Origin of the sequence: Enterobacter cloacae complex sp. S1 (genome assembly GCF_014930525.1) — a bacterium.
Taxonomy (GTDB): Bacteria; Pseudomonadota; Gammaproteobacteria; order Enterobacterales; family Enterobacteriaceae; genus Enterobacter; species Enterobacter hormaechei_C.
Genome location: NZ_JADBRE010000004.1, coordinates 323,507 through 345,402 on the forward strand (window position 1 = coordinate 323,507; position 21,896 = coordinate 345,402).

Genomic DNA, 21,896 nt, shown 5'->3' on the forward strand with positions numbered 1-21,896 from the left:
GCTGTAAACCGGATCTTTCCCATGCTTGCATAGAAGCCTTAACTTTGGATAATGCCCGTTTCCCGAACATTCTCACAAGCAGACAACTCTTTTATGAAAAACGACGTCATTTCACCGGAATTTGATGAAAACGGTCGCCCGCTGCGCCGTATTCGCAGCTTTGTCCGCCGTCAGGGGCGCCTGACAAAAGGGCAGCAACACGCGCTGGACAACTACTGGCCGGTGATGGGCGTTGAGTTCAGCGAGCAACCGCTCGACTTCACCGACCTGTTTGGCCGCGACGCGCCAGTGACGCTGGAGATTGGTTTTGGCATGGGCACCTCGCTGGTGACCATGGCAAAAGCGCGCCCGGAGCAGAACTTCCTCGGTATCGAAGTTCACTCGCCGGGCGTCGGCGCGTGCCTGGCAACGGCCCACGAAGAGGGCGTTGAGAACCTGCGCGTCATGTGTCACGACGCGGTGGAAGTGCTGCACAAAATGATTCCTGACAATTCTTTGAACATGGTTCAGCTCTTTTTCCCTGACCCATGGCACAAAGCGCGTCATAATAAACGCCGTATCGTTCAGGCGCCGTTTGCCGAGCTGGTGAAAAGTAAGCTCAAGCTGGGCGGCGTTTTCCACATGGCAACCGACTGGGAACCTTATGCGGAACATATGCTGGAAGTGATGTCGTCCCTGGACGGGTATAAAAATCAGTCTGAAAGCAACGACTACGTACCGCGTCCAGATTCACGTCCGGTGACAAAATTTGAACAGCGTGGCCATCGTCTTGGTCACGGCGTATGGGACTTAATGTTCGAGAGGGTGAAATAATGGCAAAGAATCGTAGCCGTCGTCTGCGTAAAAAGATGCACATCGAAGAATTCCAGGAAGTGGGTTTCTCCGTTGCCTGGCGTTTCCCGGAAGGCACCAGTGTGGAACAGATCGATCAGGACGTTGATGCGTTCATCAACGAGGTGATCGAGCCAAACAAGCTGGCCTTCGACGGTAGCGGCTATCTGGCGTGGGAAGGTCTGATTTGCACCCAGGAAGTGGGGAAATGCACCGAAGAGCATCAGGCGCTGGTACGCAAATGGCTTGAAGACCACAAACTGGAAGATGTCCGCGTTAGCGAACTTTTCGACGTTTGGTGGGACTAATAAAGCAAGAACGGGCCAGCATTAGCTGGCCCATTTTGTCTGAGGGAGTGTTAAAGATGCGCAAAACGTTGCTGGCTGTTGCTTTACTGGCAATCGGAACCACCGCCCATGCGGAGTATAAATGTAGCGTCACCCCGCGTGATGACGTGGTGCTGAGTCCGCAAACCGTGCAGGTTAAGGGCGAGAATGGCAATCTGGTGATTACGCCGGATGGCAACGTGACCTTTAACGGCAAACCGCAAAACCTGACGGCCGCCCAGCGCGAGCAGGCGATGGACTACCAGGCCGAGTTGCGTACCGCGCTGCCCTGGATCAACGATGGCGCGCTGACCCGCGTTGAAAAGAGCCGCGTGGCGCTGGATAAAATCATCACCAAAGAGGTGGGGGAGAGCAGCAATATGCGCACCCGCCTGACGAAGCTGGATAAACAGCTGAAAGAGCAGATGAACCGTATTATCGAGACGCGCTCTGATGGCCTGACGTTCCACTATAAGGCGATCGATCAGGTGCGTGCCGACGGTCAGCAGCTGGTGAACCAGGCGATGGGCGGCATTCTCCAGGACAGCATCAACGAGATGGGCGCCAAAGCGGTGCTGAAGGGTGGCGGTAATCCGTTGCAGGGTGTACTGGGTAGCCTGGGCGGACTGCAAACCTCGATTCAGAACGAGTGGAAGAATCAGGAAGCCGATTTCCAGCAGTTCGGCAAAGACGTGTGTAAACGCGTGGTGTCGCTGGAAGACAGCCGGAAGGCGCTGGTGGGGACGCTGAAGTAATTCACTTAGCCCCTCACCCTAACCCTCTCCCCAAAGGGGCGAGGGGATGATTTGCCCCCCTCTCCCTTTCAGGGAGAGGGCCGGGGTGAGGGTTGCAGCGCTTGCAGCGTTTCAAGGATCCTTTCTAACACCGCCTCTTCGTTATTCCAGAGTTCGTTGTTCCAGAATCGAATGACGTGCCAGCCCTTATGGTTTAACCACCATGTCCTTTGTCGATCGTATTCCTGATTTTCATCATGTTGTCCGCCATCCAGCTCAACGGCCAGCCGAGCCGCGCAACAGGCGAAATCCAGAATGTAGTTACCTACCGGGTGCTGTCGGCGAAATTTATAATTTTCGAAACGGCGGCTGCGCAGTAAATACCAAAGCCGTCTTTCTTCCTGTGTCAGCTCGCGTCTGAGCTGCTTTGCGTATGAACGAATTGTTTCCATCCCCACACTCTGCCAGCCTTTCCCTCAGCCAGCAGAACGGGATGCAAAATCCTGAATCAGCCTTCAGGATTTTCAGCGAGGAACAGCTCAAGAAGGGAGTTTAAGAACAGCTTGCCGTGCTCGGTGATCTGCCAGGACTCATCACACTCGGTCAGATACCCCTGCGCCAGCGCCTCGTCAATCTGCGGACGAATCACTGACTCCGGCAGCCCGGTATAACGCGTAAATTCCGCGCGCGGTGCGGCTTCCAGCAGACGGAAGCGGTTCATAAAGAACTCAAACGGCTTATCCGCCGCCTCGACGTCGTGCTGACGCTCCAGGTAGCGGCCTTCCATATACCCGCGCGGGTGACGCGTTTTGGCGGTACGCAGAATGCGTCCGTCCGGGAAGGTCACTTTGCCATGTGCGCCGCAGCCAATTCCCAGATAATCACCAAAACGCCAGTAGTTCAGATTGTGCTGACACTGATAGCCCGGCTTCGCATACGCCGACGTTTCGTATTGCTGATACCCCGCCGCGGTCAAAAGCTGGTGGCCCTGCTCGAAGATATCCCACAGCGCGTCATCGTCCGGCAGCACCGGAGGACGGGAACCAAACAGGGTGTTAGGCTCAATGGTCAGTTGATACCACGACAGATGCGGCGGATTCAGTTCAATCGCCTGACGCAAATCGTCCAGCGCTTCTTCGAGCGACTGATCCGGCAGGCCATGCATCAGGTCGAGGTTAAAGCTGCGCAGCCCAAGCCCCGTTGCCAGGTTTGCCGCGCGCTTTGCCTCTTCCGGGCCGTGGATACGCCCCAGACGCTTCAGCTTTGGCTCGCTAAAGCTCTGCACGCCGATAGAGATACGGTTCACGCCCGCACGCTGATACTCGACAAAACGGTCGGCCTCAACGGTACCGGGGTTGGCTTCCATCGTAATTTCAGCATCCACTGCCAGGTTCAGGCGTGCGCGCACGCCATCCAGCAGCGTCTGTATCGCCGGGCCTGAAAGCAGGCTCGGTGTACCGCCACCAATAAAAATGGTCTTCACTTCACGTCCCTGTGCGTACGATACATCGGCATCCAGATCGGCCAGCAGATGCGCGACGTAATCATCGTGCGGCACTTCGCCCTTCAGCGCGTGCGAGTTGAAATCGCAGTACGGGCATTTCTGCACGCACCATGGGATGTGAATATAAAGACTCAGAGGCGGCAAATTAGCCATTACGCAGTGCTTCCAGTAACAGTTTCAGGGCGCGTCCACGGTGGGAGATCGCGCTTTTCTCTTCGCGGGAGAGTTCCGCAGCGGTTTTTCCCTCGGTCGGGACAAAGAAAATCGGGTCGTAACCAAAGCCGCCGTTGCCCGCCGCTTCACGGGTGATCACGCCCGGCCAGCTGCCGTGACAGACAATCGGCGTGGGATCTTCCGCGTGACGCATGTAGACCAGCACGCAGTGGAACTTCGCGGTACGCTGTTCGTCAGGGACGCCTTTCAGGGCCACAAGCAGCTTTTCCAGATTCTGCTGGTCGGTGGCGTCCACCCCGGAATAGCGGGCGGAGTAAATCCCCGGCGCACCGCCCAGAAAATCCACGGCCAGACCGGAGTCATCAGCAATCGCGGGCAGGCCGGTGATCTGCGCGGCGTGGCGCGCTTTCAGAATGGCGTTTTCGATAAACGTCAGGCCGGTCTCTTCGGCGGAGTCCACGCCCAGCTCGGTCTGGGCCACCACGTCCAGCCCAAAATCATTTAATAGCGAGGCCAGCTCGCGCACTTTACCGGCGTTACCGGTGGCGAGAACAACTTTCTGCATGGTTTAGTCCTGTTCTTTCAGAGCCGCGACTTCCGTCGGGATAGATTGCGGGTTAAGGATTTTTACCTGTTTATGCCGGCCAAGTTCACCTTTCTCAATGATGACCTGGCTTTTAGCGACGCGAAACTGTTTAGCCAGATATTTGGTCAGATGCGCATTCGCCTGGCCGTCAACCGGCGGGGCAGTGATGGCGACTTTTAGCTCGTCGCCATGCAGCCCAACAATACTGTCGCGGCTGGCTTTCGGCTGAATGTACAGCCGCAAAACCAGCCCGTCGGCGCAGGGGCTAACTGCACTCATAACGCCATCCACAGCCCCGGCAGCAGCATATTACCCGTCGCCTGTAACAGTTCCGCGATACCCATATTCAGCACGTACAGCAGCAGAACGAGAAGCATCGGGGAGAAGTCGATTCCGCCCATTGCAGGCAGCAGGCTACGAATCGGACGCAGCAACGGTTCAGTCAGCTGAATCAACGCGTACTCCACCGGGCTACGGCCCCGGCTTACCCAGCTCATGATCGCCATCACCAGCAGGACCCAGAAGATCAGCGAGCCGACGGTTTTAACCAGGATCAGAACGGCTGAAATCCAGATAATCGGCTGGAAAGTGATGACCATAAACAGCACGATCGCTTTGATAACGCTCAGAATAAACGCCATCAGCAGAGATGAACTGTCAATTGGCCCCATTGCCGGAATGACGCGGCGAAGCGGCCCCACAACGGGCTGCGTGATTTTCACGATAAATTGTGAGAATGGATTGTAAAAATCACAACGGGCCCACTGCATCCAGACGCGCAACAGCAGCGCCATCGTATACAGTTCAATGACCGTTGAAAGCAGGAAAGTCAACGTCTTCATGGCGTTCCTCAGGTTTCCTTATTATTGGGGGTAATCGCGCGCACCGAAAATTGCCGTGCCGATGCGCACCATGGTGCTGCCTGCCGCGATGGCGGCTTCCATATCGTCCGACATGCCCAGAGAAAGCGTGTCTACCGTGTCATAGCGCGCCTTAAGCGCCTCAAATGCTACAGCCATTTGCTGTGCCACGGCAAACTGCCTTTCATAACTTGACTCTGGCGCCGGGATAGCCATCAGCCCGCGCAGGGTTAAGCGCGGCAGCGCCGCCACGTCTGCCGCCAGCGCCTCCAGTTCGCCCAGCGTAATGCCGGACTTGCTGTTTTCATCGCTGATGTTGATTTGAATCAGCACGTTAAGCGCTGGCATCTCCATAGGGCGCTGGTCGCTCAGACGGGTAGCGATGCGCAGACGATCGATGGTGTGGCACCAGTCAAAGTGCTCTGCTACCAGACGGCTTTTGTTCGACTGTAGCGGACCGATAAAGTGCCATTGCAGGTCTGTATTTCCCCGTTCACGGAAAGCGCGAATCTTATCCACGCCTTCCTGCACATAGTTTTCACCAAAGGTACGATGACCGGCGGCTATCGCTTCTGCGATGGCGCTCGCAGGCTTAGTTTTGCTGACTGCAAGCAACGTAATTTCTTCTGGAGCACGGCCGCAACGCGTTGCCGCGGCTGAGATTTTGTCCCGGACCTGTGCCAGGTTATGCGCAATGTCGTTCATTTTCCGAGGAGTAGTCTATGGATGTGGAAGAAATTGTGGCCCTTAGTGTAAAGCATAACGTCTCCGATCTACACCTGTGCAGTGATTCGCCACCGCGCTGGCGCAGGTCAGGCCGTCTTGAACCTGCGCCGTTTCCGCCCCCGGATGTGGAGGCGTTATTAAAAGCGTGGCTCAACGACGAACAGCAGGGCGCATGGTGGGCAAACGGGCAGGTGGATTTTGCCGTTACCCTCGCAGGCCGTCAGCGGCTGCGCGGCAGTGCGTTTAAGCATATGCTCGGCGTTTCGATTGCGCTGCGGCTGTTGCCGCTGACGTGCCCGCAGCTCTCTGCGTTAGGTGTGCCGCGAGCGATCCCGGAGCTGCTGTCCAATGACAATGGCCTGATTCTGGTCACCGGCGCCACCGGCAGCGGAAAATCGACCACCCTGGCCGCGATGGTCGATTTCCTCAATCACCAGACGGACGGGCATATTCTGACCCTGGAAGATCCGGTGGAGTTTATGTTCCAGAGCGAACGTTGCCTGATCCAGCAGCGGGAGATAGGCCAGCACAGCCCGTCCTTTTCCGAGGCGCTGCGCAGTGCGCTGCGTGAAGATCCGGATGTGATTCTGCTTGGTGAGCTGCGTGACAGCGAGACGATACGCCTGGCGCTGACGGCGGCGGAAACCGGCCATCTGGTGTTGGCCACGCTGCACACGCGCGGTGCGGCGCAGGCGATCGAGCGCCTGGTCGACACCTTTCCGGCGCAGGAGAAAGATCCGGTGCGTAATCAGCTGGCGGGAAGCCTGCGTGCGGTTCTGGCGCAAAAGCTGCGTCAGGATGTCCAGGGCGGGCGCGTGGCGCTGTATGAGCTGCTGGTGAATACCTCGGCGGCGGCAAATCTGATCCGCGAAGGCAAAACCTGGCAACTGCCGGGCATTATTCAAACGGGGCAGCAGGCGGGAATGCAGAACTTTGAGCAGAGTCTGGCGGAGCGACGGGCGCAGGGGCGGCTGTAGACCCCGGCGCTCAGTAACCCTGTTCGAAATAGCTTTCGAGGATAATGACGGCTGAAGCTGAATCCACGCTGCCTTTGTTCAACGCCCGGAAGCCACCGTGTTCGAACAGGCCAGCGCGGGCCTCGACGGTGCTTAAACGTTCATCGTGCAGCTTAACGGAGACGCCAAAGCGGCCATGGATTTTGTTCGCGAACTTGCGCGCGCGGGCGGTAAGCGGTTGCTCGGTGCCGTCCATGTTTAGCGGCAGGCCGACAATCACGTCGTCCGGCTGCCACTCTTTGAGCAAGCGCTCAATAAGGTTCCAGTCCGGCGTGCCGTCGTTAGCTTTCAGCGCCGTGAGCGGGCGAGCGGTGCCGGTGATCCGTTGACCCACAGCGACGCCGATGCTTTTGGTGCCGAAGTCGAAGGCGAGAAGGGTGCCGCTCATTACGCATGCCCCGCAACGCCAGGCATGGTCAGAATATCAATGCCAATCAGTTTTGCCGCGTCACGCCAGCGATCGGCGATAGGGGTTTTAAACAGGATATTCATATCCGCAGGGGCTGTCAGCCAGGCGTTGTCCAGAATTTCTTGTTCCAGCTGCCCTTTTTCCCAGGAGGCGTAGCCGAGCGCAACCAGCACCTCAGAAGGCTGACTGGCAGTGCCCAGCGTTTCAAGCACGTCGCGAGAGGTGGTGACGACGGTGTTATCGGAGATACGAATGCTGGACGAGAAAACCGGCGGGGTATGCAGGATAAAGCCACGATCTTCTGCAAGCGGGCCGCCGAGCATCACCGGTTTATCGAGACGGATTTCCGGCAGCCGCGCTTCAGCAGGGATTTTCAGCTTGTCCAGAATGCCTTCCACCTGGAGGTTTTCCAGCGGCTTATTGATGATAATCCCCATCGCGCCGTCTTCGTTGTATTCGCAAATATAGACCACGGAGCGGCGGAAAATCGGATCCTGGAGAGCAGGCATGGCAATAAGAAAGTGATGCTGTAAATTCATTGTCAGAGGTACTGTTTCCTGGTTTAAAAAGCGACAGCGCCCAGTATGGGGATAAACACAGGCGCTGTCACAGGTTATTTCTGTAAACGTTTTTCGATAGCGTCCATCAGCATTCCGGTGATCGAGATCGGGAATTCCGCTTCGATTTCACGAATGCAGGTCGGGCTGGTGACGTTCACTTCGGTCAGACGATCGCCGATGATATCGAGGCCGACGAAGATCAGGCCTTTGGCTTTCAGCGTAGGGCCGACGCGGCGGGCAATTTCCCAGTCGCTTTCGCTTAACGGACGCGGTTCGCCACGGCCGCCAGCCGCCAGGTTGCCACGGGTTTCCCCTCCCTGCGGGATACGCGCCAGGCAGTAAGGCACCGGCTCGCCGTCTACGACCAGCACACGCTTGTCGCCGTCTTTAATGGCCGGCAGATAGTTCTGCGCCATGCAGTAGCGGGTTCCCAGCTCGGTCAGCGTTTCGGCAATCACGCCAATGTTCGGGTCGCCCTCTTTCACGCGGAAGATCGACGCGCCGCCCATGCCGTCCAGCGGCTTCATGATGATGTCGCCGTGCTTCTGCCAGAATTCTTTCAGCTGCGTTTTGCTGCGGGTGACGAGCGTTTCCGGCGTCAGGTCAGAGAACCATGCGGTATAGAGCTTCTCGTTGCAGTCGCGCAGGCTCTGCGGCTTGTTGACGATCAGCGTTCCTTTCTCTTCGGCACGCTCAAGGATATAGGTGGCATAAATGTATTCGGTGTCGAACGGCGGATCTTTACGCATCAGGATCACGTTAAGGTCGGCCAGGGCAATATCCTGTTCGGTGCCGAATTCGTACCATTTTTCGTAGTTCTGCTCGACGTTAACGATGCGGGTGCGTGCTCGGGCTTCACCGTTGATCAGGTAAAGATCGTTCATCTCCATATAGTGGAGTTCATAGCCGCGACGCTGCGCTTCCAGCAGCATAGCGAAGCTGGAGTCTTTCTTGATGTTAATGTTTGCGATGGGGTCCATCACGATGCCGAGCTTAATCATCTTCTTCTCCGGTTATGGGTCAGGCTTTGCTTCAACCCAGATCGCCAAATCGCACCTGTAGCGCGGTAATGGCGGTGAGTGCCGTTGTCTCAGTGCGCAGAACGCGAGGTCCCAACAGAATATCAGTAAACTGGTAACGCGCCGTCATGGCAATTTCGTCAGCCGACAGGCCGCCTTCCGGGCCAATCAGCAGGCGTACACGCTCAACGGGCAGCGGCAGCGTATTGATGCTGGCGCTGGCGCGCGGATGAAGATTGAGCTTAAGCCCGCTTTCCTCTTCTGCACACCAGTCCTCCAGATCCATCGCCGGGCGGATCTCCGGGATACGGTTGCGGCCGCTCTGTTCGCAGGCCGCAATGGCAATTTTTTGCCACTGCTGGATCTTTTTGTTCAGACGTTCCGCATCCAGTTTAACGCCGCAGCGCTCAGAAAAAAGTGGCGTAATGAGGCTTACACCCAGTTCAATGGATTTCTGAATGGTGAACTCCATCTTTTCCCCACGCGACATCACCTGGCCCAGGTGAATGTGCAGCGGGGATTCCCGGTCGTCCACGTCGCCACGCAGCACCTTCACGTGCACGCTTTTTTTATCGGCGCGCGTAATTTCAGCGTCGAAAACCTGATTAGAGCCGTCAAAGAGCTGAATCGCCTGGCCTGCCCCCATGCGCAGCACGCGACCTACATGGTTTGCGGCATCATCAGACAGGGCAATTTCGCCGCCTGGGGTAATCAGTTCAGGGTGATAGATGCGAGGGATGCGCATAGTCAGAAATTCCATGTGTCATGCGATATAAGCGAATTGCCGTAGTGTAGGTTAGCTCTTTTGCGCCTGGCAAGCCCGCTGGACGTAAGGGTTGTGATGCCCCTGGACTTTGGCGATACGTTCATCGCGCTGGCATTCCCAGTCCGTCACCGGGTAGAGCTTGTCCCAGGCATTGAAGAGCTGCGTCTGCTGGCGGGAAAGATTGAGATCGTAGCGGTCGCGCATATAGAAATAAGTGCGGGCGATGCTGCCGCGTGCGCGGGCAGGCGGTTCGGCGACTTTCTCTTTGAAATCGACCTTCATGGCGCACTGACCGTACTGGCCTTCGCCACCGTTCCACTGGCTGTACATGAAGTTTCCGCGGTCGCCATTGACCTCACCCACGGCGGGTTGCAGGTTGTGCATATCGCTTTCCATCTGGCGGTAGACCGGATCTTTTGCGCAATTTTTACGTCCACCGTCCTGCCAGCACTGGCGCTGATGGCCAAACTGCCAGGCCGGAACAACGTGTTCCCATTCGATTCGGCTGGCGCGGTTCTCGTTCTTGCGCACCTTATAGCCGCAGGATCCCAGATCCACGACCCCTTTTTTACCCTGCCAGTTAATTTTACAGCCGCAGTAGAAATCACCCGGTACGTCGGCGTTAATCTTTACGCCTGCGGTTTTTGCCTGAGAGAAACTGTGAATACCGTCGGCCAGAGCATGGCCGGAGAGCGCTGTCGCCAGAAAAGCGACCGCGAGAGAAACATTACGGGACATCTTACACTCCGTGTCAAAACGAGCCCGCAACGTAACGAATGTTGTTCCCGTATGCAATCAGTCAGATCAGGAAAGTTCCTGAAAGTTCAGTTGATTATTCCGCAACCAGCGGTTCGCCGCACTTTACGCAGCGATAGGTCGCCTCGCCGCGCACCACGCGGTTATGGCGGCGGACGGTAAGCTGGTGCTGTTGACACTGGCAGCGGTAGGGGAAGGTATTGCGGCGTACCGATTCCAGCTCGAACTGATGGGTGCGGCGGGCCGGAACCCCGAGCACCGCCTCCATCATCCATTTCCACTCTTTGCCGTGCGGTGCGACGCGGCCAAAGTGCTTCCACACCAGAAGGTGGGCCAGCTCGTGCGGCACCACTTCGTCGATAAACGCCTGCTGGTTTTCCATCATCAGCACCGGATTCAGGCGGATCTCATACGACTCCAGCCAGGCTGTGCCTGCCGCGGTGCCACGCTGCTGATAGACCAGCTTCGGTTCAGGATAATTGCGGCCGAGCTTCAGGTTGGCCTGGGCGAGTTTTTCCCGCAGGCTGCGCATGACGGCTTGCTGAATGGCGATGGGGAGACGGGGAGCTTTCATAGGGGCAGAGCATAAAGCGGGAAGCGGGGAGGCGCAAGAGGCGCCTCCCGCAGGAGGATCAGTCGTGTGCGCCGATTTCGCGCAGAGGACGACCTTTCATCAGGTTACGTTCAATGTGTTCCAGTGAAACATGTTTGGTTTCAGGAACCAGCCAGATAGTGAGAACAATAAAGAACAGGTTCAGACCGGCGTAAACCCAGAAGGTATTGGCGTTACCCAGGGTATTGAGCATGGTCAGGAACGTTGCGCCGACGATCATGTTGGCAATCCAGTTGGTTGCGGTAGAACAGGTGATACCAAAATCACGCCCTTTCAGCGGCTGGATCTCAGAGCACAGCACCCAAATCAGCGGACCGGCGCTCATCGCAAACCCAATGATAAACATCAGCAGCATCGCCACGGCGAAGTACTGTGCCGTTGGGGAGTGAATGCCCATGTGCATCATGGTACCCAGCACGCCCATCCCGACGGCCATCACCAGGAAGCCCAGCGTCAGGGTTGGCTTACGTCCCCAGCGGTCCACCAGACCGATAGCGATAAAGGTCGCCAGCACGTTGGTCAGGCCGACGATCACGGTGCCCCACATCTGCTCGGTGGTGTTGGTGTAGCCCGCCAGTTCGAAGATTTTCGGCGCGTAATACATGATGACGTTCATCCCGGTGAACTGTTGCATGATCTGTAACAGCACACCGAGGAACACCGCGCGGCGGAAGTTGCTGTTCTCTTTGAACAGCGCCCAGCCGGACTGTTTGACCTTCAGGCTTTCGCGGATCTCTTCGAGCTCGTTTTTGGCTTCGGCGCTGGTATCACGCAGGCGTAAGAGCACGCGTTCGGCATCATGGAAGCGGCGTTTGGCGGCGAACCAGCGCGGACTGTCCGGCAGGAAGAAGACGCCAATCAGCAGCAGGATGGCTGGAATGATGATTACGCCCAGCATCCAGCGCCATGCGCCGCTGTAGCTGAATGCGGTATCCGAGAGATAAGCCCCCAGAATACCGATGGTGATCATCAGCTGATACATGGAAATCATGCTGCCGCGGATTTTTTCCGGAGCGATTTCAGACAGGTACAGCGGGGCAGTATAAGACGCCACGCCCACTGCCAGACCGAGCAGCACGCGGGAGATGATCAGCACTTCAACGTTAGGCGCAGCGGCAGAGAACAGTGAGCCGGCAACGAACAGGATCGCGCCGATCATCAGGCTCTTTTTACGCCCGAGCTTAAAGGAGAGCCAGCCGCTGCCGACCGCGCCGACGGCGGCACCGAACATCATGGAGCTAACCACCCATTCCTGAGTGTGTGCGCTAATCTGGAACTCATCGGTGATGAAAGGTAATGCACCGGCAATTACGCCAATATCCAGGCCAAAGAGTAATCCTGCCAGAGCGGCGAGGAAGCAGACGAAGAACGTCATTGCCTTATTGGACGTACGCCCCTGTTTATTATTGTCAGGCATTATGCCCTCCAGTTGGGTTATCAGTTTTTACGATATTAAGAGTAGGTGAGCGGCTCATAAAAATATGTGAGTCAAATCACAACGGTGTAATCGGTTACACTGACTTGTAACCGTAAAAATAATTAAAGCTTTGAAAATATAGAGGTAAATTAATTGATGTGCATCGCGTTTGCACAAATTTCAGACTTAACTGAAAGGGAATGTAACAGCAGAAGAAATGCGATCATGCAAAGAGAATATTCTGAAAGCGGGGTATAGAGAGTGAGGTGTAAACGGTTCCAAACATTGCCGGGTGGCAGCTGCGCCTTACCCGGCCTACAAAAACGCACTACCCGTAGGTCGGGTAAGGCATAGCCGCCATCCGACATAAAAAAGGCCAGCACAAAGGCTGGCCTGTTTAAACTGCTGGCAGTCGATTATTTCAGACCGGCAGCATCACGCAGCAGGGCAGCTTTGTCGGTTTTTTCCCATGGGAAATGTTCGCGACCAAAGTGACCGTACGCTGCGGTTTCCTGGTAGATTGGGTGCAGCAGATCCAGCATCTGAATCAGACCGTATGGACGCAGGTCGAAGAACTCACGCACCAGCAGGGTCAGCTGTTCAGAAGGCACTTTTTCAGTACCGAAGGTTTCCACCATGATGGAGGTTGGCTCAGCCACGCCGATGGCGTAGGAAACCTGAATTTCACAGCGGTCAGCCAGACCGGCAGCAACGATGTTTTTCGCCACATAACGTGCAGCGTACGCCGCAGAACGGTCAACTTTAGACGGATCTTTACCGGAGAATGCGCCGCCGCCGTGACGTGCCATGCCGCCGTAGGTATCTACGATGATTTTACGACCGGTCAGACCGCAGTCACCCATTGGGCCGCCGATAACAAAGCGTCCGGTTGGGTTGATGAAGAATTTGGTCGCAGAGCTCAGCCATTCAGTTGGCAGAACCGGCTTGATGATCTCTTCCATCACCGCTTCTTGCAGGGATTTCTGGTCAATCTCTTCAGCATGCTGCGTGGAAAGAACCACTGCATCGATACCGACGATTTTCCCGTCGTCATACTGGAAGGTCACCTGGCTTTTCGCATCCGGACGCAGCCACGGCAGGGTGCCGTTTTTACGCACTTCAGCCTGACGCTGCACCAGACGATGGGCGTAGGTTACCGGCGCTGGCATCAGCACGTCGGTTTCGTTGGTTGCGTAGCCGAACATCAGGCCCTGGTCACCCGCGCCCTGTTCCAGCGGATCGGCACGGTCAACGCCCTGGTTGATGTCCGGAGACTGTTTGCCAATCGCGCTCAGTACGGCGCAGGAGTTGGCATCAAAGCCCATATCAGAATGTACATAGCCAATCTCACGCACCGTGTTACGGGTGATCTCTTCGATATCAACCCATGCGCTGGTGGTGATCTCACCGCCAACCAGAACCATGCCGGTTTTGACATAGGTTTCACACGCTACGCGCGCCTTTGGATCCTGCGCGAGGATCGCATCCAGCACCGCATCGGAGATTTGGTCAGCAATTTTATCAGGATGTCCTTCTGATACGGACTCGGACGTAAACAGGTGTTTTGCCATGTTTTATTTCACCTAAGAGGAATTTGGTTAGCTCAAGCTGCTGTGTGGAATAGCCATAGGAGATAATTCTACCAAGGCCTACAGGATTTTGACACTGGCAGTCTGAGTGTTAATCGGTATGGATGGATTAACATCTGGACGTCTATTTTAGGTCACTTCTTCACCCGATTTCCAGTTTTTTTTGACTCACCTCTCACTGCGTTGAAGACGCTGCTGGAAATTTTTCCTGACGACGCTGGCAACATGCGCATTTTTGTTTTGCTTTTTAGCGACCTTCTCGGTATAAAACGCGGCGCGCGGCTCATATAAAATAAGCGCTCGATGAACACATCGTGTCGCCACTTCCAGCCGGGTTAAGCAGTGAACTTTTAGCTTTGGCTTGTGGTCCGTTTCAGCAGAGGCGGCCGTGGAGGTGATACGAGATAATGAACCATCGTTTTCCGCTCATTCAGCGCAGCCGTTCTGGCGCGCATTTGATTCCCACCCGCACTTCTGGTCTAAACACCTGCCGATGTTATACCCATCTCGGTGCTTCTCAGGATTCCAGAGCCGGTCACGCTTTGTGAAAACTGAACAAGGGCGCTCTTGTTAATACAGGAGTTTTCTCGTGGTTTCGCCGAACCTTGTCATACAGAGTTCGGATACGTGTTTTACAATGATATGAATAAGAAACCGGTCGCACGGTCTGGATTTCAGCATACTCTGCTGGGAAATGGAGCCGTTAATGGGTTGTTATCGCCGTATAACGCTGCGATAGTAGTCAACTGTTTTACACTTAATACAAAGAGTTGAGGTTCGCTATGTCTGACGACATGTCTTCGCTTTCGCCTTCGTCAGCAGGCGAACAGGGTGTACTACGTTCTATGCAGGAGGTTGCGATGAGCTCCCAGGAAGCCAGCAAGATGCTGCGCACTTACAATATTGCCTGGTGGGGCAATAACTACTACGACGTTAACGAGCTGGGCCACATCAGTGTCTGCCCGGATCCGGACGTCCCGGAAGCGCGCGTGGATCTCGCTAAACTGGTGAAAACCCGTGAAGCGCAGGGTCAGCGCTTGCCTGCACTGTTCTGCTTCCCGCAGATCCTGCAACATCGCCTGCGTTCTATTAACGCCGCGTTCAAACGCGCGCGGGAATCGTATGGTTATAACGGCGACTATTTCCTCGTTTACCCGATCAAGGTCAATCAGCACCGTCGCGTGATTGAGTCCCTGATCCACTCCGGCGAGCCGCTGGGCCTGGAAGCAGGCTCTAAAGCGGAGCTGATGGCGGTTCTGGCGCACGCGGGCATGACCCGGTCGGTGATCGTCTGTAACGGCTATAAAGATCGCGAATACATTCGTCTGGCGCTGATTGGCGAGAAGATGGGCCACAAGGTCTATCTGGTGATCGAGAAGATGACCGAAATCGCGATCGTGCTGGAAGAGGCCGAGCGTCTGAACGTGATCCCACGCCTTGGCGTGCGTGCGCGACTGGCGTCGCAGGGTTCCGGTAAATGGCAGTCTTCCGGCGGTGAAAAATCCAAGTTCGGCCTCGCGGCGAACCAGGTGCTTCAGCTGGTGGAAATTCTGCGCGAGCGCGGTCGTCTGGACAGCATTCAGCTGCTGCACTTCCACCTCGGCTCGCAGATGGCCAATATTCGCGACATCGCCACCGGTGTGCGTGAATCCGCGCGTTTCTACGTTGAGCTGCATAAGCTCGGCGTGAATATTCAGTGCTTTGACGTGGGCGGCGGCCTGGGCGTGGACTACGAAGGGACCCGCTCGCAGTCTGACTGCTCGGTAAACTATGGCCTGAACGAATATGCCAACAACATCATCTGGGCGATTGGCGATGCCTGCGAAGAGCACGGCCTGCCGCACCCGACGGTGATCACCGAATCCGGCCGCGCGGTCACCGCGCACCATACGGTGCTGGTCTCTAACATCATCGGCGTTGAGCGTAGCGAAATCACCGAAGCCACGCCTCCGGCAGACGATGCCCCACGTTCCCTGCAAAGCATGTGGGAAACCTGGCAGGAGATGCACGAGCCGGGCACGCGTCGTTCCCTGCGCGAATGGCTGCACGACAGCCAGATGGACCTGCACGATATTCACGTCGGCTACTCGTCAGGCACCTTCAGCCTGCAAGAGCGCGCGTGGGCCGAGCAGCTCTATCTGAATATGTGCCACGAAGTGCAGAAACAGCTCGACCCGAGCAACCGCGCGCACCGTCCGATTATCGACGAGTTGCAGGAGCGTATGGCGGACAAAATGTACGTCAACTTCTCCCTGTTCCAGTCGATGCCGGATGCCTGGGGTATCGACCAGCTGTTCCCGGTTCTGCCGCTGGAAGGGCTGAACCACGCCCCGGAACGCCGCGCCGTGCTGCTGGACATCACCTGTGACTCCGACGGCGCAATCGACCACTACGTCGACGGCGACGGTATCGCAACGACGATGCCAATGCCGGAGTACGATCCGGAGAACCCGCCAATGCTGGGCTTCTTTATGGTGGGTGCGTATCAGGAGATCCTCGGCAACATGCACAACCTGTTCGGTGATACCGAAGCGGTTGACGTGTTTGTCTTCCCTGACGGCAGCGTGGAGGTTGAGCTGTCCGACGAAGGGGACACCGTGGCGGACATGCTCGAATACGTTCAGCTCGATCCGAAAAAACTGCTCACCCAGTTCCGCGATCAGGTGAAAAACACCGGTCTGGACGATGCCTTGCAGCAGCAGTTCCTGGAAGAGTTTGAAGCGGGTCTGTACGGGTACACCTACCTGGAAGACGAGTAAGAAAACCTCCCTCTCCCACAGGGAGAGGGTCGGGGTGAGGGCATCAGGCCGCTGTGCCGCCGATGCCCGGTGGCGCTGCGCTTACCGGGCCTACGAATGTAGGCCGGAGAAGGCGAAGCCGCCATCCGGCAGAATGCTATACTCACTTGAACCCGTATGGATTAACGGCGATAATTCGCCCCAATATGCAATTTACGAATCAATCCCTTCCTCGTCGGGTTTAACGACGCGGAGGGGATTTTTTTTCATCTGTTTTTAATGTATCGACTTTATAAGAGGTCAGGACATGAGCACTTTAGGTCATCAGTACGATAACTCTCTGGTATCTAACGCGTTTGGTTTTTTACGCCTTCCGATGAACTTCCAGCCGTACGACAGCGATGCGGACTGGGTGATCACCGGCGTACCGTTCGACATGGCAACGTCCGGTCGCGCGGGGGGACGTCATGGCCCGGCGGCGATCCGTCAGGTTTCCACCAACCTGGCCTGGGAGCACAACCGCTTCCCGTGGAACTTCGACATGCGCGAGCGCCTGAACGTGGTGGACTGCGGCGATCTGGTGTACGCCTTCGGCGACGCGCGTGAGATGAGCGAAAAATTGCAGGCGCACGCCGAGAAGCTGCTGGCGGCCGGTAAACGCATGCTCTCCTTCGGCGGTGACCACTTCGTGACCCTGCCGCTGCTGCGCGCCCACGCGAAGCACTTCGGCAAAATGGCGCTGGTACACTTCGATGCGCACACCGACACCTACGCGAACGGCTGTGAATTCGACCACGGCACCATGTTCTACACCGCGCCGAAAGAAGGCCTGATCGATCCAAACCACTCCGTGCAGATCGGCATCCGCACCGAGTTCGACAAAGACAACGGCTTCACCGTACTCGACGCGGGCCAGGTGAACGATCGCGGCGTGGACGATATTCTGGCTCAGGTTAAGCAGATCGTCGGCGACATGCCTGTCTATCTGACCTTCGACATCGACTGCCTGGATCCGGCATTCGCACCGGGTACCGGTACGCCGGTGATCGGCGGCCTGACATCAGACCGCGCCATCAAGCTGGTGCGCGGCCTGAAGGATCTGAACATCGTCGGGATGGACGTGGTGGAAGTAGCTCCGGCCTATGACCAGTCCGAGATCACCGCGCTGGCCGCGGCGACCCTGGCGCTGGAAATGCTCTACATCCAGGCGGCGAAAAAAGGCGAATAAGCCTTACGCGCTGATTGCTGCTGCGCGCCGCATGCGCAGCAGCAACATTCCCCCGGCAAGCAGGGTGACAACCTGCGAGACGACCAGCACCGAAAAGCCTGAACTGACCGACCCCACCGATCTCATCACCATCCCCATCAGCAGCGGAATAAACGCCGCGCAGATATTGCCGATCCCATTGATTATGCCGTAAGCGCTGCCCACCGCTTCCCGCGCGGCGTGATGCTGGATCACCGCCGGAATAGCCGCTCCCTGTAGCCCCCAGAAGACGTTAGCCGAAAGCATAAACAGCGCCAGCCAGGCAGGCTGATGGCTGAGCATCAGCGCGACCACGGACAGCGCCGTCAACGTACCGCCCACCACAAACAGTACCGGCGCCTGTTCCGGCCGCATTTTGTCGAGCAGCACGCCGCCCAGAAACTTTGACCCCAGGCTCAGCAGGAAGGGGACCGCCGCAAGCATGCCCGTGGCATGCAGCGAGAAGTGGTGCTCGTCACGCAGCCATGCGGGCAGCCACGCGCTGCTGCCCCACAGATAGCTCAGGGTGGCGATTTCAACCAGCAGGATCCAGCCCAGCAGCGGCGTCTGCCAGGCCAGCGTGAAGGTGTGAACAAACCCCGGCTTTTTCGCGGTCGGGAGCTTGCGCGGCGCGGGCAGAAAACGCCAGATTAAGCCGCCGCCGAGGAGAAGGTTGATTGCCGCCAGTGTATAAAACGATCCGGCCCAGCCCAGATGCGACATCAGCCAGGTCACCAGCGGAAAGCCCACGGCCAGCCCGAGCGAGACGCCCAGCGCGGTCACGGCGTTGGGTTTGCCGATCTCTTGCGCGCTAAAGTTATCGCTGATAAAGCACGTTTTCAGTGAAAAAAGCGGCCCTTCGGCAATGCCCAAAATCAGGCGTGCGACGAGCATCCCCATCAGCGAGCCAAGCAGCGGTGAAACCGCGCAGACCACGGCCCAAATCGCAATGCTGCTTAACAATCCCTGCCGGTAATGGAGCTTGCTTTCAATAACCGGCGTTAATAATAAAGCCGAAAAGCCATAACCCAGCAGAAAGCAGGTCATCAGCATTCCCTGTAACATTCTGTTTTCATTTAACTGAAAATGTTCGGCAAATTCCGGGTTTAAAATCATTACCGAGATATTTACCCGATCGACGTAGGAAATAATAATGAGTAATAAAAGCGCAATCGTGCCTTGCCATCTTGCCGTCATCATGTCCGCCTTACGTTTTTTGTAACTTATATTTTTCATCAATGTGATTGTCACGGAGCTAAAATGGTTCACCAGTGAAACTCTTTGTTTAATAAAGATAAATAAAAAATAAGTTTCACAGGTGAAACGCGATAGAGGTAACGTTCATTTATTTTTAGAGAGTAAAAAGAAAAGAAGTCAATCTGTTTTATTGAAAATAAGAGACCATCAAAAAAACGTATTTCTCACGCTGCAATAATGAAAATTTCATATCGCTGCATTTTTTCGTGATCCCTTGCACACTTAGTTAATTAATTGCCGATCTATTAACAAATTCGTCACATTGTCGCTTGACGAAACATTCATCGCTTTTATATTGACCGTATTAAATAAGAAACAGAGTTTCATATATGAAACAAAAGCCTGGAGGATCGTGATGAGCTGGATAGGCGTATGTGACGCAGAGCAAGTACAGGAAGATTTCCCTTTTAGCGGCAACGTCGACGGTAAAGAGATCGGCGTTTACCTGATCGACGGTGAGTATTACGCGCTGGAGGACGTATGCCCGCACGCCTATGCCCTGCTGAGTCAGGGCTTCGTGGAAGACGGCAAGGTGGAATGCCCGCTGCACGAGGCGGTGTTCGACGTCAAAACCGGCCAGTGTCTGCACGGCCCCGGAGGACGCAACCTCAATCGTTACCCGGTTCGGGTCTTTGAAAACCAGATTCAGATTACCTTCGTCGAGGAGACCGTGGCATGAGCGACACCCTGAACTACAACCCGGCGCTGCCGGAAAGCCGCCAGTTTACCCCACCGGCAGAGGGCGGTAATGGCGCCATTCATAAGCCGGGTGATTACCAGAATCTGATCTGGCAAACCCGCAGCCGCGAGCCGGAAAGCTGGGAGGTGAACCTGATTGCCACGCTGGAAGATCTCTTCGAACAGGGCGTTGAAACCTTGCCGGAGCTGGTAAGCGGGCTGAACGCAGTGCGTATGCACGACCAGCAGGGCGAGCCGTGGAGCAACGCCAGCTTCCAGGCATTCTTACAGGTTAACGGCTACTGAGGACAACGCGATGACGACGACCGTACAAAACTATCTCGATAGAGGCCTGCGTGGCCTCTGGTATCCGGTGCTGGCGAGCTGGGAAGTGCAGTCTGCGCCGGTGGGCATCACCCGCCTGGGCGAGCAGATTGTGGTCTGGCGCAATAAAGATGGCCAGGTTCAGGCGCTGGAGGACCGCTGTCCGCATCGCGGTGCGCGCCTGTCGATGGGCTGGAACCTCGGGGACCGCATTGCCTGCTGGTATCACGGCGTTGAGGTGGCGGGCAACGGCGAAGTGAAAGACATGCCCGCCGTGGATAAATGTCCGCTGGTCGGCCAGCAGTGCGTGCGCAGCTATAACGTGCAGGAGGCGCACGGCGCTATCTTCCTGTGGTTTGGCGTCACCGCGGACCAGCAGCCGGACGAACTGACCTTCCCGGATGAACTCGCCGACACGGAAAACTTCAGCAACTTCCTCTGCACCGCCGCGTGGAAATGCAATTACCAGTACGCGCTGGAAAACGTGATGGACCCGATGCACGGCACCTATCTGCACTCCTCGTCGCACTCGATGGCGGAAGGGGATCGCAAGGCCGACATGGTGCTCCAGCCGACCAAAACCGGTTTTATTTTCGAGAAGAAAGGGCAGAGCGGCGTCAACTTCGACTGGGTTGAGCTCGGCAACAGCGGCACCTGCTGGATGCGCCTCTCCATTCCGTACAAGAAGCGCTTCGGACCGGGCGGCCACTTCTTTATCGTCGGCATGGTGGTGCCGGAAGATAACGACAACTGCCGCGTCTTCTTCTGGCGCATCCGCCGCGTACAGGGCTGGCAGCGCGATATGTGGCGCTTCATGTACCGCAACCGGCTGGAAAAACTGCACTGGGAAGTGCTGGAGCAGGACCGCGTGGTGCTGGAGAGCCTGGCGCCAAACGCGCGCGATCATGAGTACCTGTATCAGCACGACGTTGGCCTCTCGCGCCTGCGCCGCATGATGCAAAAGGCCGCCAAAGAGCAGCTGGCGATGCGTGAAGCACAGCAGGGAGCCGCCTGATGAACGGGCTGCTGAGCGGAAAGCGCATCGTGGTGACCGGCGCCGCGCGCGGGCTGGGTTACCACTTTGCCAAAGCCTGCGCGGAGCAGGGCGCGGCGGTGGTGATGTGCGACATCCTCAAAGGCGAGCTGGCCGAGAGCGCCCACCGGCTACTCGAGCAGGGCTATGCGATCGAATCGCACGTTATCGATCTGGCCGATCAGCACTCTATCGACCAGGTGTTCAGCGCCATTGGCGAGCAAGGGCAGATTGACGGCCTGGTGAACAACGCGGCGATGGCGACGGGTGTGGGCGGCAAAAACATGCTCGATTACGATCCGGATCTCTGGGATCGGGTGATGAGCGTCAATGTCAAAGGCACCTGGCTGGTGACGCGCGCCGCCGTGCCGCTGCTGCGCGAAGGGGCAGGCATTGTGAACGTCGCGTCCGACACCGCGCTGTGGGGCGCGCCGCGCCTGATGGCCTACGTCGCCAGCAAGGGGGCCGTCATTGCCATGACGCGTTCAATGGCGCGCGAGCTGGGTGAAAAGCGCATACGAATCAACGCCATCGCGCCGGGCCTGACCCGCGTCGAGGCAACCGAATATGTGCCGGCCGAGCGGCATCAGCTCTACGAAAACGGCCGCGCGCTCGCGGGGGCGCAGCAGCCGGAAGACGTCACCGGCAGCGTGGTCTGGCTGTTAAGCGATCTGTCGCGGTTCATCACCGGACAGCTGATCCCGGTCAACGGCGGTTTTGTCTTTAATTGAGGT

Annotated in this window: 26 protein-coding genes; 11 read left to right on the forward strand and 15 right to left on the reverse strand. The window is 56.7% G+C overall.

The window, feature by feature from the left end:
* Positions 1 to 93 precede the first annotated feature (93 nt).
* The 3 genes from trmB to IM290_RS04010 are packed head-to-tail and all read left to right on the forward strand — an operon-like array spanning position 94 to position 1,912.
* Complete coding sequence (trmB, locus tag IM290_RS04000) at positions 94 to 813, forward strand: tRNA (guanosine(46)-N7)-methyltransferase TrmB (RefSeq protein ID WP_015571843.1); 720 nt, start codon at positions 94 to 96, stop codon at positions 811 to 813.
* Complete coding sequence (locus tag IM290_RS04005) at positions 813 to 1,139, forward strand: YggL family protein (protein WP_003862421.1); 327 nt, start codon at positions 813 to 815, stop codon at positions 1,137 to 1,139. The genes trmB and IM290_RS04005 overlap by 1 nt, the downstream gene beginning before the upstream one ends.
* A 56-nt stretch (positions 1,140 to 1,195) precedes the next feature.
* Complete coding sequence (locus tag IM290_RS04010) at positions 1,196 to 1,912, forward strand: DUF2884 domain-containing protein (protein WP_015571842.1); 717 nt, start codon at positions 1,196 to 1,198, stop codon at positions 1,910 to 1,912.
* 68 nt (positions 1,913 to 1,980) lie between these two features.
* Here IM290_RS04010 and IM290_RS04015 read toward each other — a convergent pair whose 3' ends face one another.
* From IM290_RS04015 to IM290_RS04040, 6 genes are read right to left on the reverse strand one after another with little or no spacing between them, the layout of a single operon-like run.
* A complete protein-coding gene (locus tag IM290_RS04015) occupies positions 1,981 to 2,343 on the reverse strand; it encodes an endonuclease domain-containing protein (RefSeq protein WP_193042154.1) in 363 nt (120 codons plus the stop codon).
* A 56-nt stretch (positions 2,344 to 2,399) separates the two neighbouring features.
* Positions 2,400 to 3,548: a radical SAM family heme chaperone HemW gene (gene hemW, locus IM290_RS04020; RefSeq protein ID WP_193042155.1), complete on the reverse strand. Its 1,149-nt coding sequence runs from the start codon at positions 3,546 to 3,548 to the stop codon at positions 2,400 to 2,402.
* Positions 3,541 to 4,134: an XTP/dITP diphosphatase gene (locus tag IM290_RS04025; RefSeq protein WP_193042156.1), complete on the reverse strand. Its 594-nt coding sequence runs from the start codon at positions 4,132 to 4,134 to the stop codon at positions 3,541 to 3,543. Before IM290_RS04025 ends, hemW begins: the two co-directional genes overlap by 8 nt.
* A gap of 3 nt (positions 4,135 to 4,137) precedes the next feature.
* Entirely contained in the window at positions 4,138 to 4,434 is a 297-nt protein-coding gene (gene yggU, locus IM290_RS04030) for a DUF167 family protein YggU (RefSeq protein ID WP_023304404.1), read from the reverse strand.
* Positions 4,431 to 4,997, reverse strand: a complete 567-nt coding sequence (locus IM290_RS04035; protein ID WP_015571838.1) for a YggT family protein — start codon at positions 4,995 to 4,997, stop codon at positions 4,431 to 4,433. The genes yggU and IM290_RS04035 overlap by 4 nt, the downstream gene beginning before the upstream one ends.
* A 21-nt stretch (positions 4,998 to 5,018) precedes the next feature.
* Positions 5,019 to 5,720, reverse strand: a complete 702-nt coding sequence (locus IM290_RS04040) for a YggS family pyridoxal phosphate-dependent enzyme (RefSeq protein WP_063933121.1) — start codon at positions 5,718 to 5,720, stop codon at positions 5,019 to 5,021.
* Positions 5,721 to 5,737: 17 nt separating this feature from the next.
* On the opposite strand from IM290_RS04040, the gene IM290_RS04045 reads away from it, so the two are divergent.
* Complete coding sequence (locus IM290_RS04045) at positions 5,738 to 6,718, forward strand: type IV pilus twitching motility protein PilT (RefSeq protein WP_077580089.1); 981 nt, start codon at positions 5,738 to 5,740, stop codon at positions 6,716 to 6,718.
* 10 nt (positions 6,719 to 6,728) lie between these two features.
* On the opposite strand, the gene ruvX is transcribed toward IM290_RS04045, so the two are convergent.
* The 8 genes from ruvX to metK form a co-directional block, all read right to left on the reverse strand.
* Complete coding sequence (gene ruvX / locus IM290_RS04050) at positions 6,729 to 7,145, reverse strand: Holliday junction resolvase RuvX (RefSeq protein ID WP_006811925.1); 417 nt, start codon at positions 7,143 to 7,145, stop codon at positions 6,729 to 6,731.
* Entirely contained in the window at positions 7,145 to 7,705 is a 561-nt protein-coding gene (locus IM290_RS04055; RefSeq protein WP_006811924.1) for a YqgE/AlgH family protein, read from the reverse strand. The genes ruvX and IM290_RS04055 overlap by 1 nt, the downstream gene beginning before the upstream one ends.
* 74 nt (positions 7,706 to 7,779) lie before the next feature.
* Complete coding sequence (gshB, locus tag IM290_RS04060; RefSeq protein ID WP_015571835.1) at positions 7,780 to 8,727, reverse strand: glutathione synthase; 948 nt, start codon at positions 8,725 to 8,727, stop codon at positions 7,780 to 7,782.
* 31 nt (positions 8,728 to 8,758) lie between these two features.
* Entirely contained in the window at positions 8,759 to 9,490 is a 732-nt protein-coding gene (gene rsmE / locus IM290_RS04065; protein WP_017382923.1) for a 16S rRNA (uracil(1498)-N(3))-methyltransferase, read from the reverse strand.
* 51 nt (positions 9,491 to 9,541) lie between these two features.
* On the reverse strand, positions 9,542 to 10,249 hold the full coding sequence (gene endA / locus IM290_RS04070) for a deoxyribonuclease I (protein ID WP_193042157.1): 708 nt from the start codon (positions 10,247 to 10,249) through the stop codon (positions 9,542 to 9,544).
* A gap of 94 nt (positions 10,250 to 10,343) precedes the next feature.
* Positions 10,344 to 10,841 carry a SprT family zinc-dependent metalloprotease gene (locus tag IM290_RS04075; protein ID WP_015571833.1) on the reverse strand — a complete coding sequence of 166 codons (498 nt, stop codon included), beginning with the start codon at positions 10,839 to 10,841 and terminating at the stop codon, positions 10,344 to 10,346.
* Between the two features lie 58 nt (positions 10,842 to 10,899).
* Positions 10,900 to 12,297 carry a galactose/proton symporter gene (gene galP / locus IM290_RS04080; RefSeq protein ID WP_015571832.1) on the reverse strand — a complete coding sequence of 466 codons (1,398 nt, stop codon included), beginning with the start codon at positions 12,295 to 12,297 and terminating at the stop codon, positions 10,900 to 10,902.
* A 416-nt stretch (positions 12,298 to 12,713) separates the two neighbouring features.
* Positions 12,714 to 13,868, reverse strand: coding sequence for a methionine adenosyltransferase (metK, locus tag IM290_RS04085; RefSeq protein WP_003860037.1), 1,155 nt, complete (start codon positions 13,866 to 13,868; stop codon positions 12,714 to 12,716).
* A 660-nt stretch (positions 13,869 to 14,528) separates the two neighbouring features.
* Here metK and yqgB point away from each other — a divergent pair.
* The 3 genes from yqgB to speB all read left to right on the forward strand — a co-directional run bounded on the left by yqgB (position 14,529) and on the right by speB (position 17,852).
* Entirely contained in the window at positions 14,529 to 14,660 is a 132-nt protein-coding gene (gene yqgB, locus IM290_RS04095) for an acid stress response protein YqgB (RefSeq protein WP_057979949.1), read from the forward strand.
* Positions 14,661 to 14,668: 8 nt separating this feature from the next.
* Positions 14,669 to 16,645 carry a biosynthetic arginine decarboxylase gene (gene speA, locus IM290_RS04100; protein ID WP_017382922.1) on the forward strand — a complete coding sequence of 659 codons (1,977 nt, stop codon included), beginning with the start codon at positions 14,669 to 14,671 and terminating at the stop codon, positions 16,643 to 16,645.
* 286 nt (positions 16,646 to 16,931) lie between these two features.
* Positions 16,932 to 17,852: an agmatinase gene (gene speB / locus IM290_RS04105; RefSeq protein ID WP_017382921.1), complete on the forward strand. Its 921-nt coding sequence runs from the start codon at positions 16,932 to 16,934 to the stop codon at positions 17,850 to 17,852.
* A 3-nt stretch (positions 17,853 to 17,855) separates the two neighbouring features.
* Here the strand turns inward: speB and IM290_RS04110 are convergent, their stop codons facing one another.
* Positions 17,856 to 19,067, reverse strand: a complete 1,212-nt coding sequence (locus IM290_RS04110; protein ID WP_193042166.1) for an MFS transporter — start codon at positions 19,065 to 19,067, stop codon at positions 17,856 to 17,858.
* A gap of 415 nt (positions 19,068 to 19,482) precedes the next feature.
* Between IM290_RS04110 and IM290_RS04115 the strand changes: the two genes are divergently transcribed.
* Genes IM290_RS04115 through IM290_RS04130 form a run of 4 tightly spaced genes read left to right on the forward strand, consistent with a single transcriptional unit; the run spans position 19,483 to position 21,893 of the window.
* The gene (locus tag IM290_RS04115) at positions 19,483 to 19,806 is read left to right on the forward strand and encodes a non-heme iron oxygenase ferredoxin subunit (protein ID WP_003860044.1); all 324 of its coding nucleotides are present in this window, start codon (positions 19,483 to 19,485) and stop codon (positions 19,804 to 19,806) included.
* Positions 19,803 to 20,111 (forward strand): recombinase-like helix-turn-helix domain-containing protein, encoded by a 309-nt coding sequence (locus IM290_RS04120; protein ID WP_193042158.1) that lies wholly within the window; start codon positions 19,803 to 19,805, stop codon positions 20,109 to 20,111. The genes IM290_RS04115 and IM290_RS04120 overlap by 4 nt, the downstream gene beginning before the upstream one ends.
* A 10-nt stretch (positions 20,112 to 20,121) precedes the next feature.
* Positions 20,122 to 21,144 (forward strand): aromatic ring-hydroxylating dioxygenase subunit alpha, encoded by a 1,023-nt coding sequence (locus tag IM290_RS04125; RefSeq protein ID WP_193042159.1) that lies wholly within the window; start codon positions 20,122 to 20,124, stop codon positions 21,142 to 21,144.
* The gene (locus tag IM290_RS04130; protein ID WP_193042160.1) at positions 21,144 to 21,893 is read left to right on the forward strand and encodes an SDR family oxidoreductase; all 750 of its coding nucleotides are present in this window, start codon (positions 21,144 to 21,146) and stop codon (positions 21,891 to 21,893) included. The genes IM290_RS04125 and IM290_RS04130 overlap by 1 nt, the downstream gene beginning before the upstream one ends.
* Positions 21,894 to 21,896: the final 3 nt, after the last annotated feature.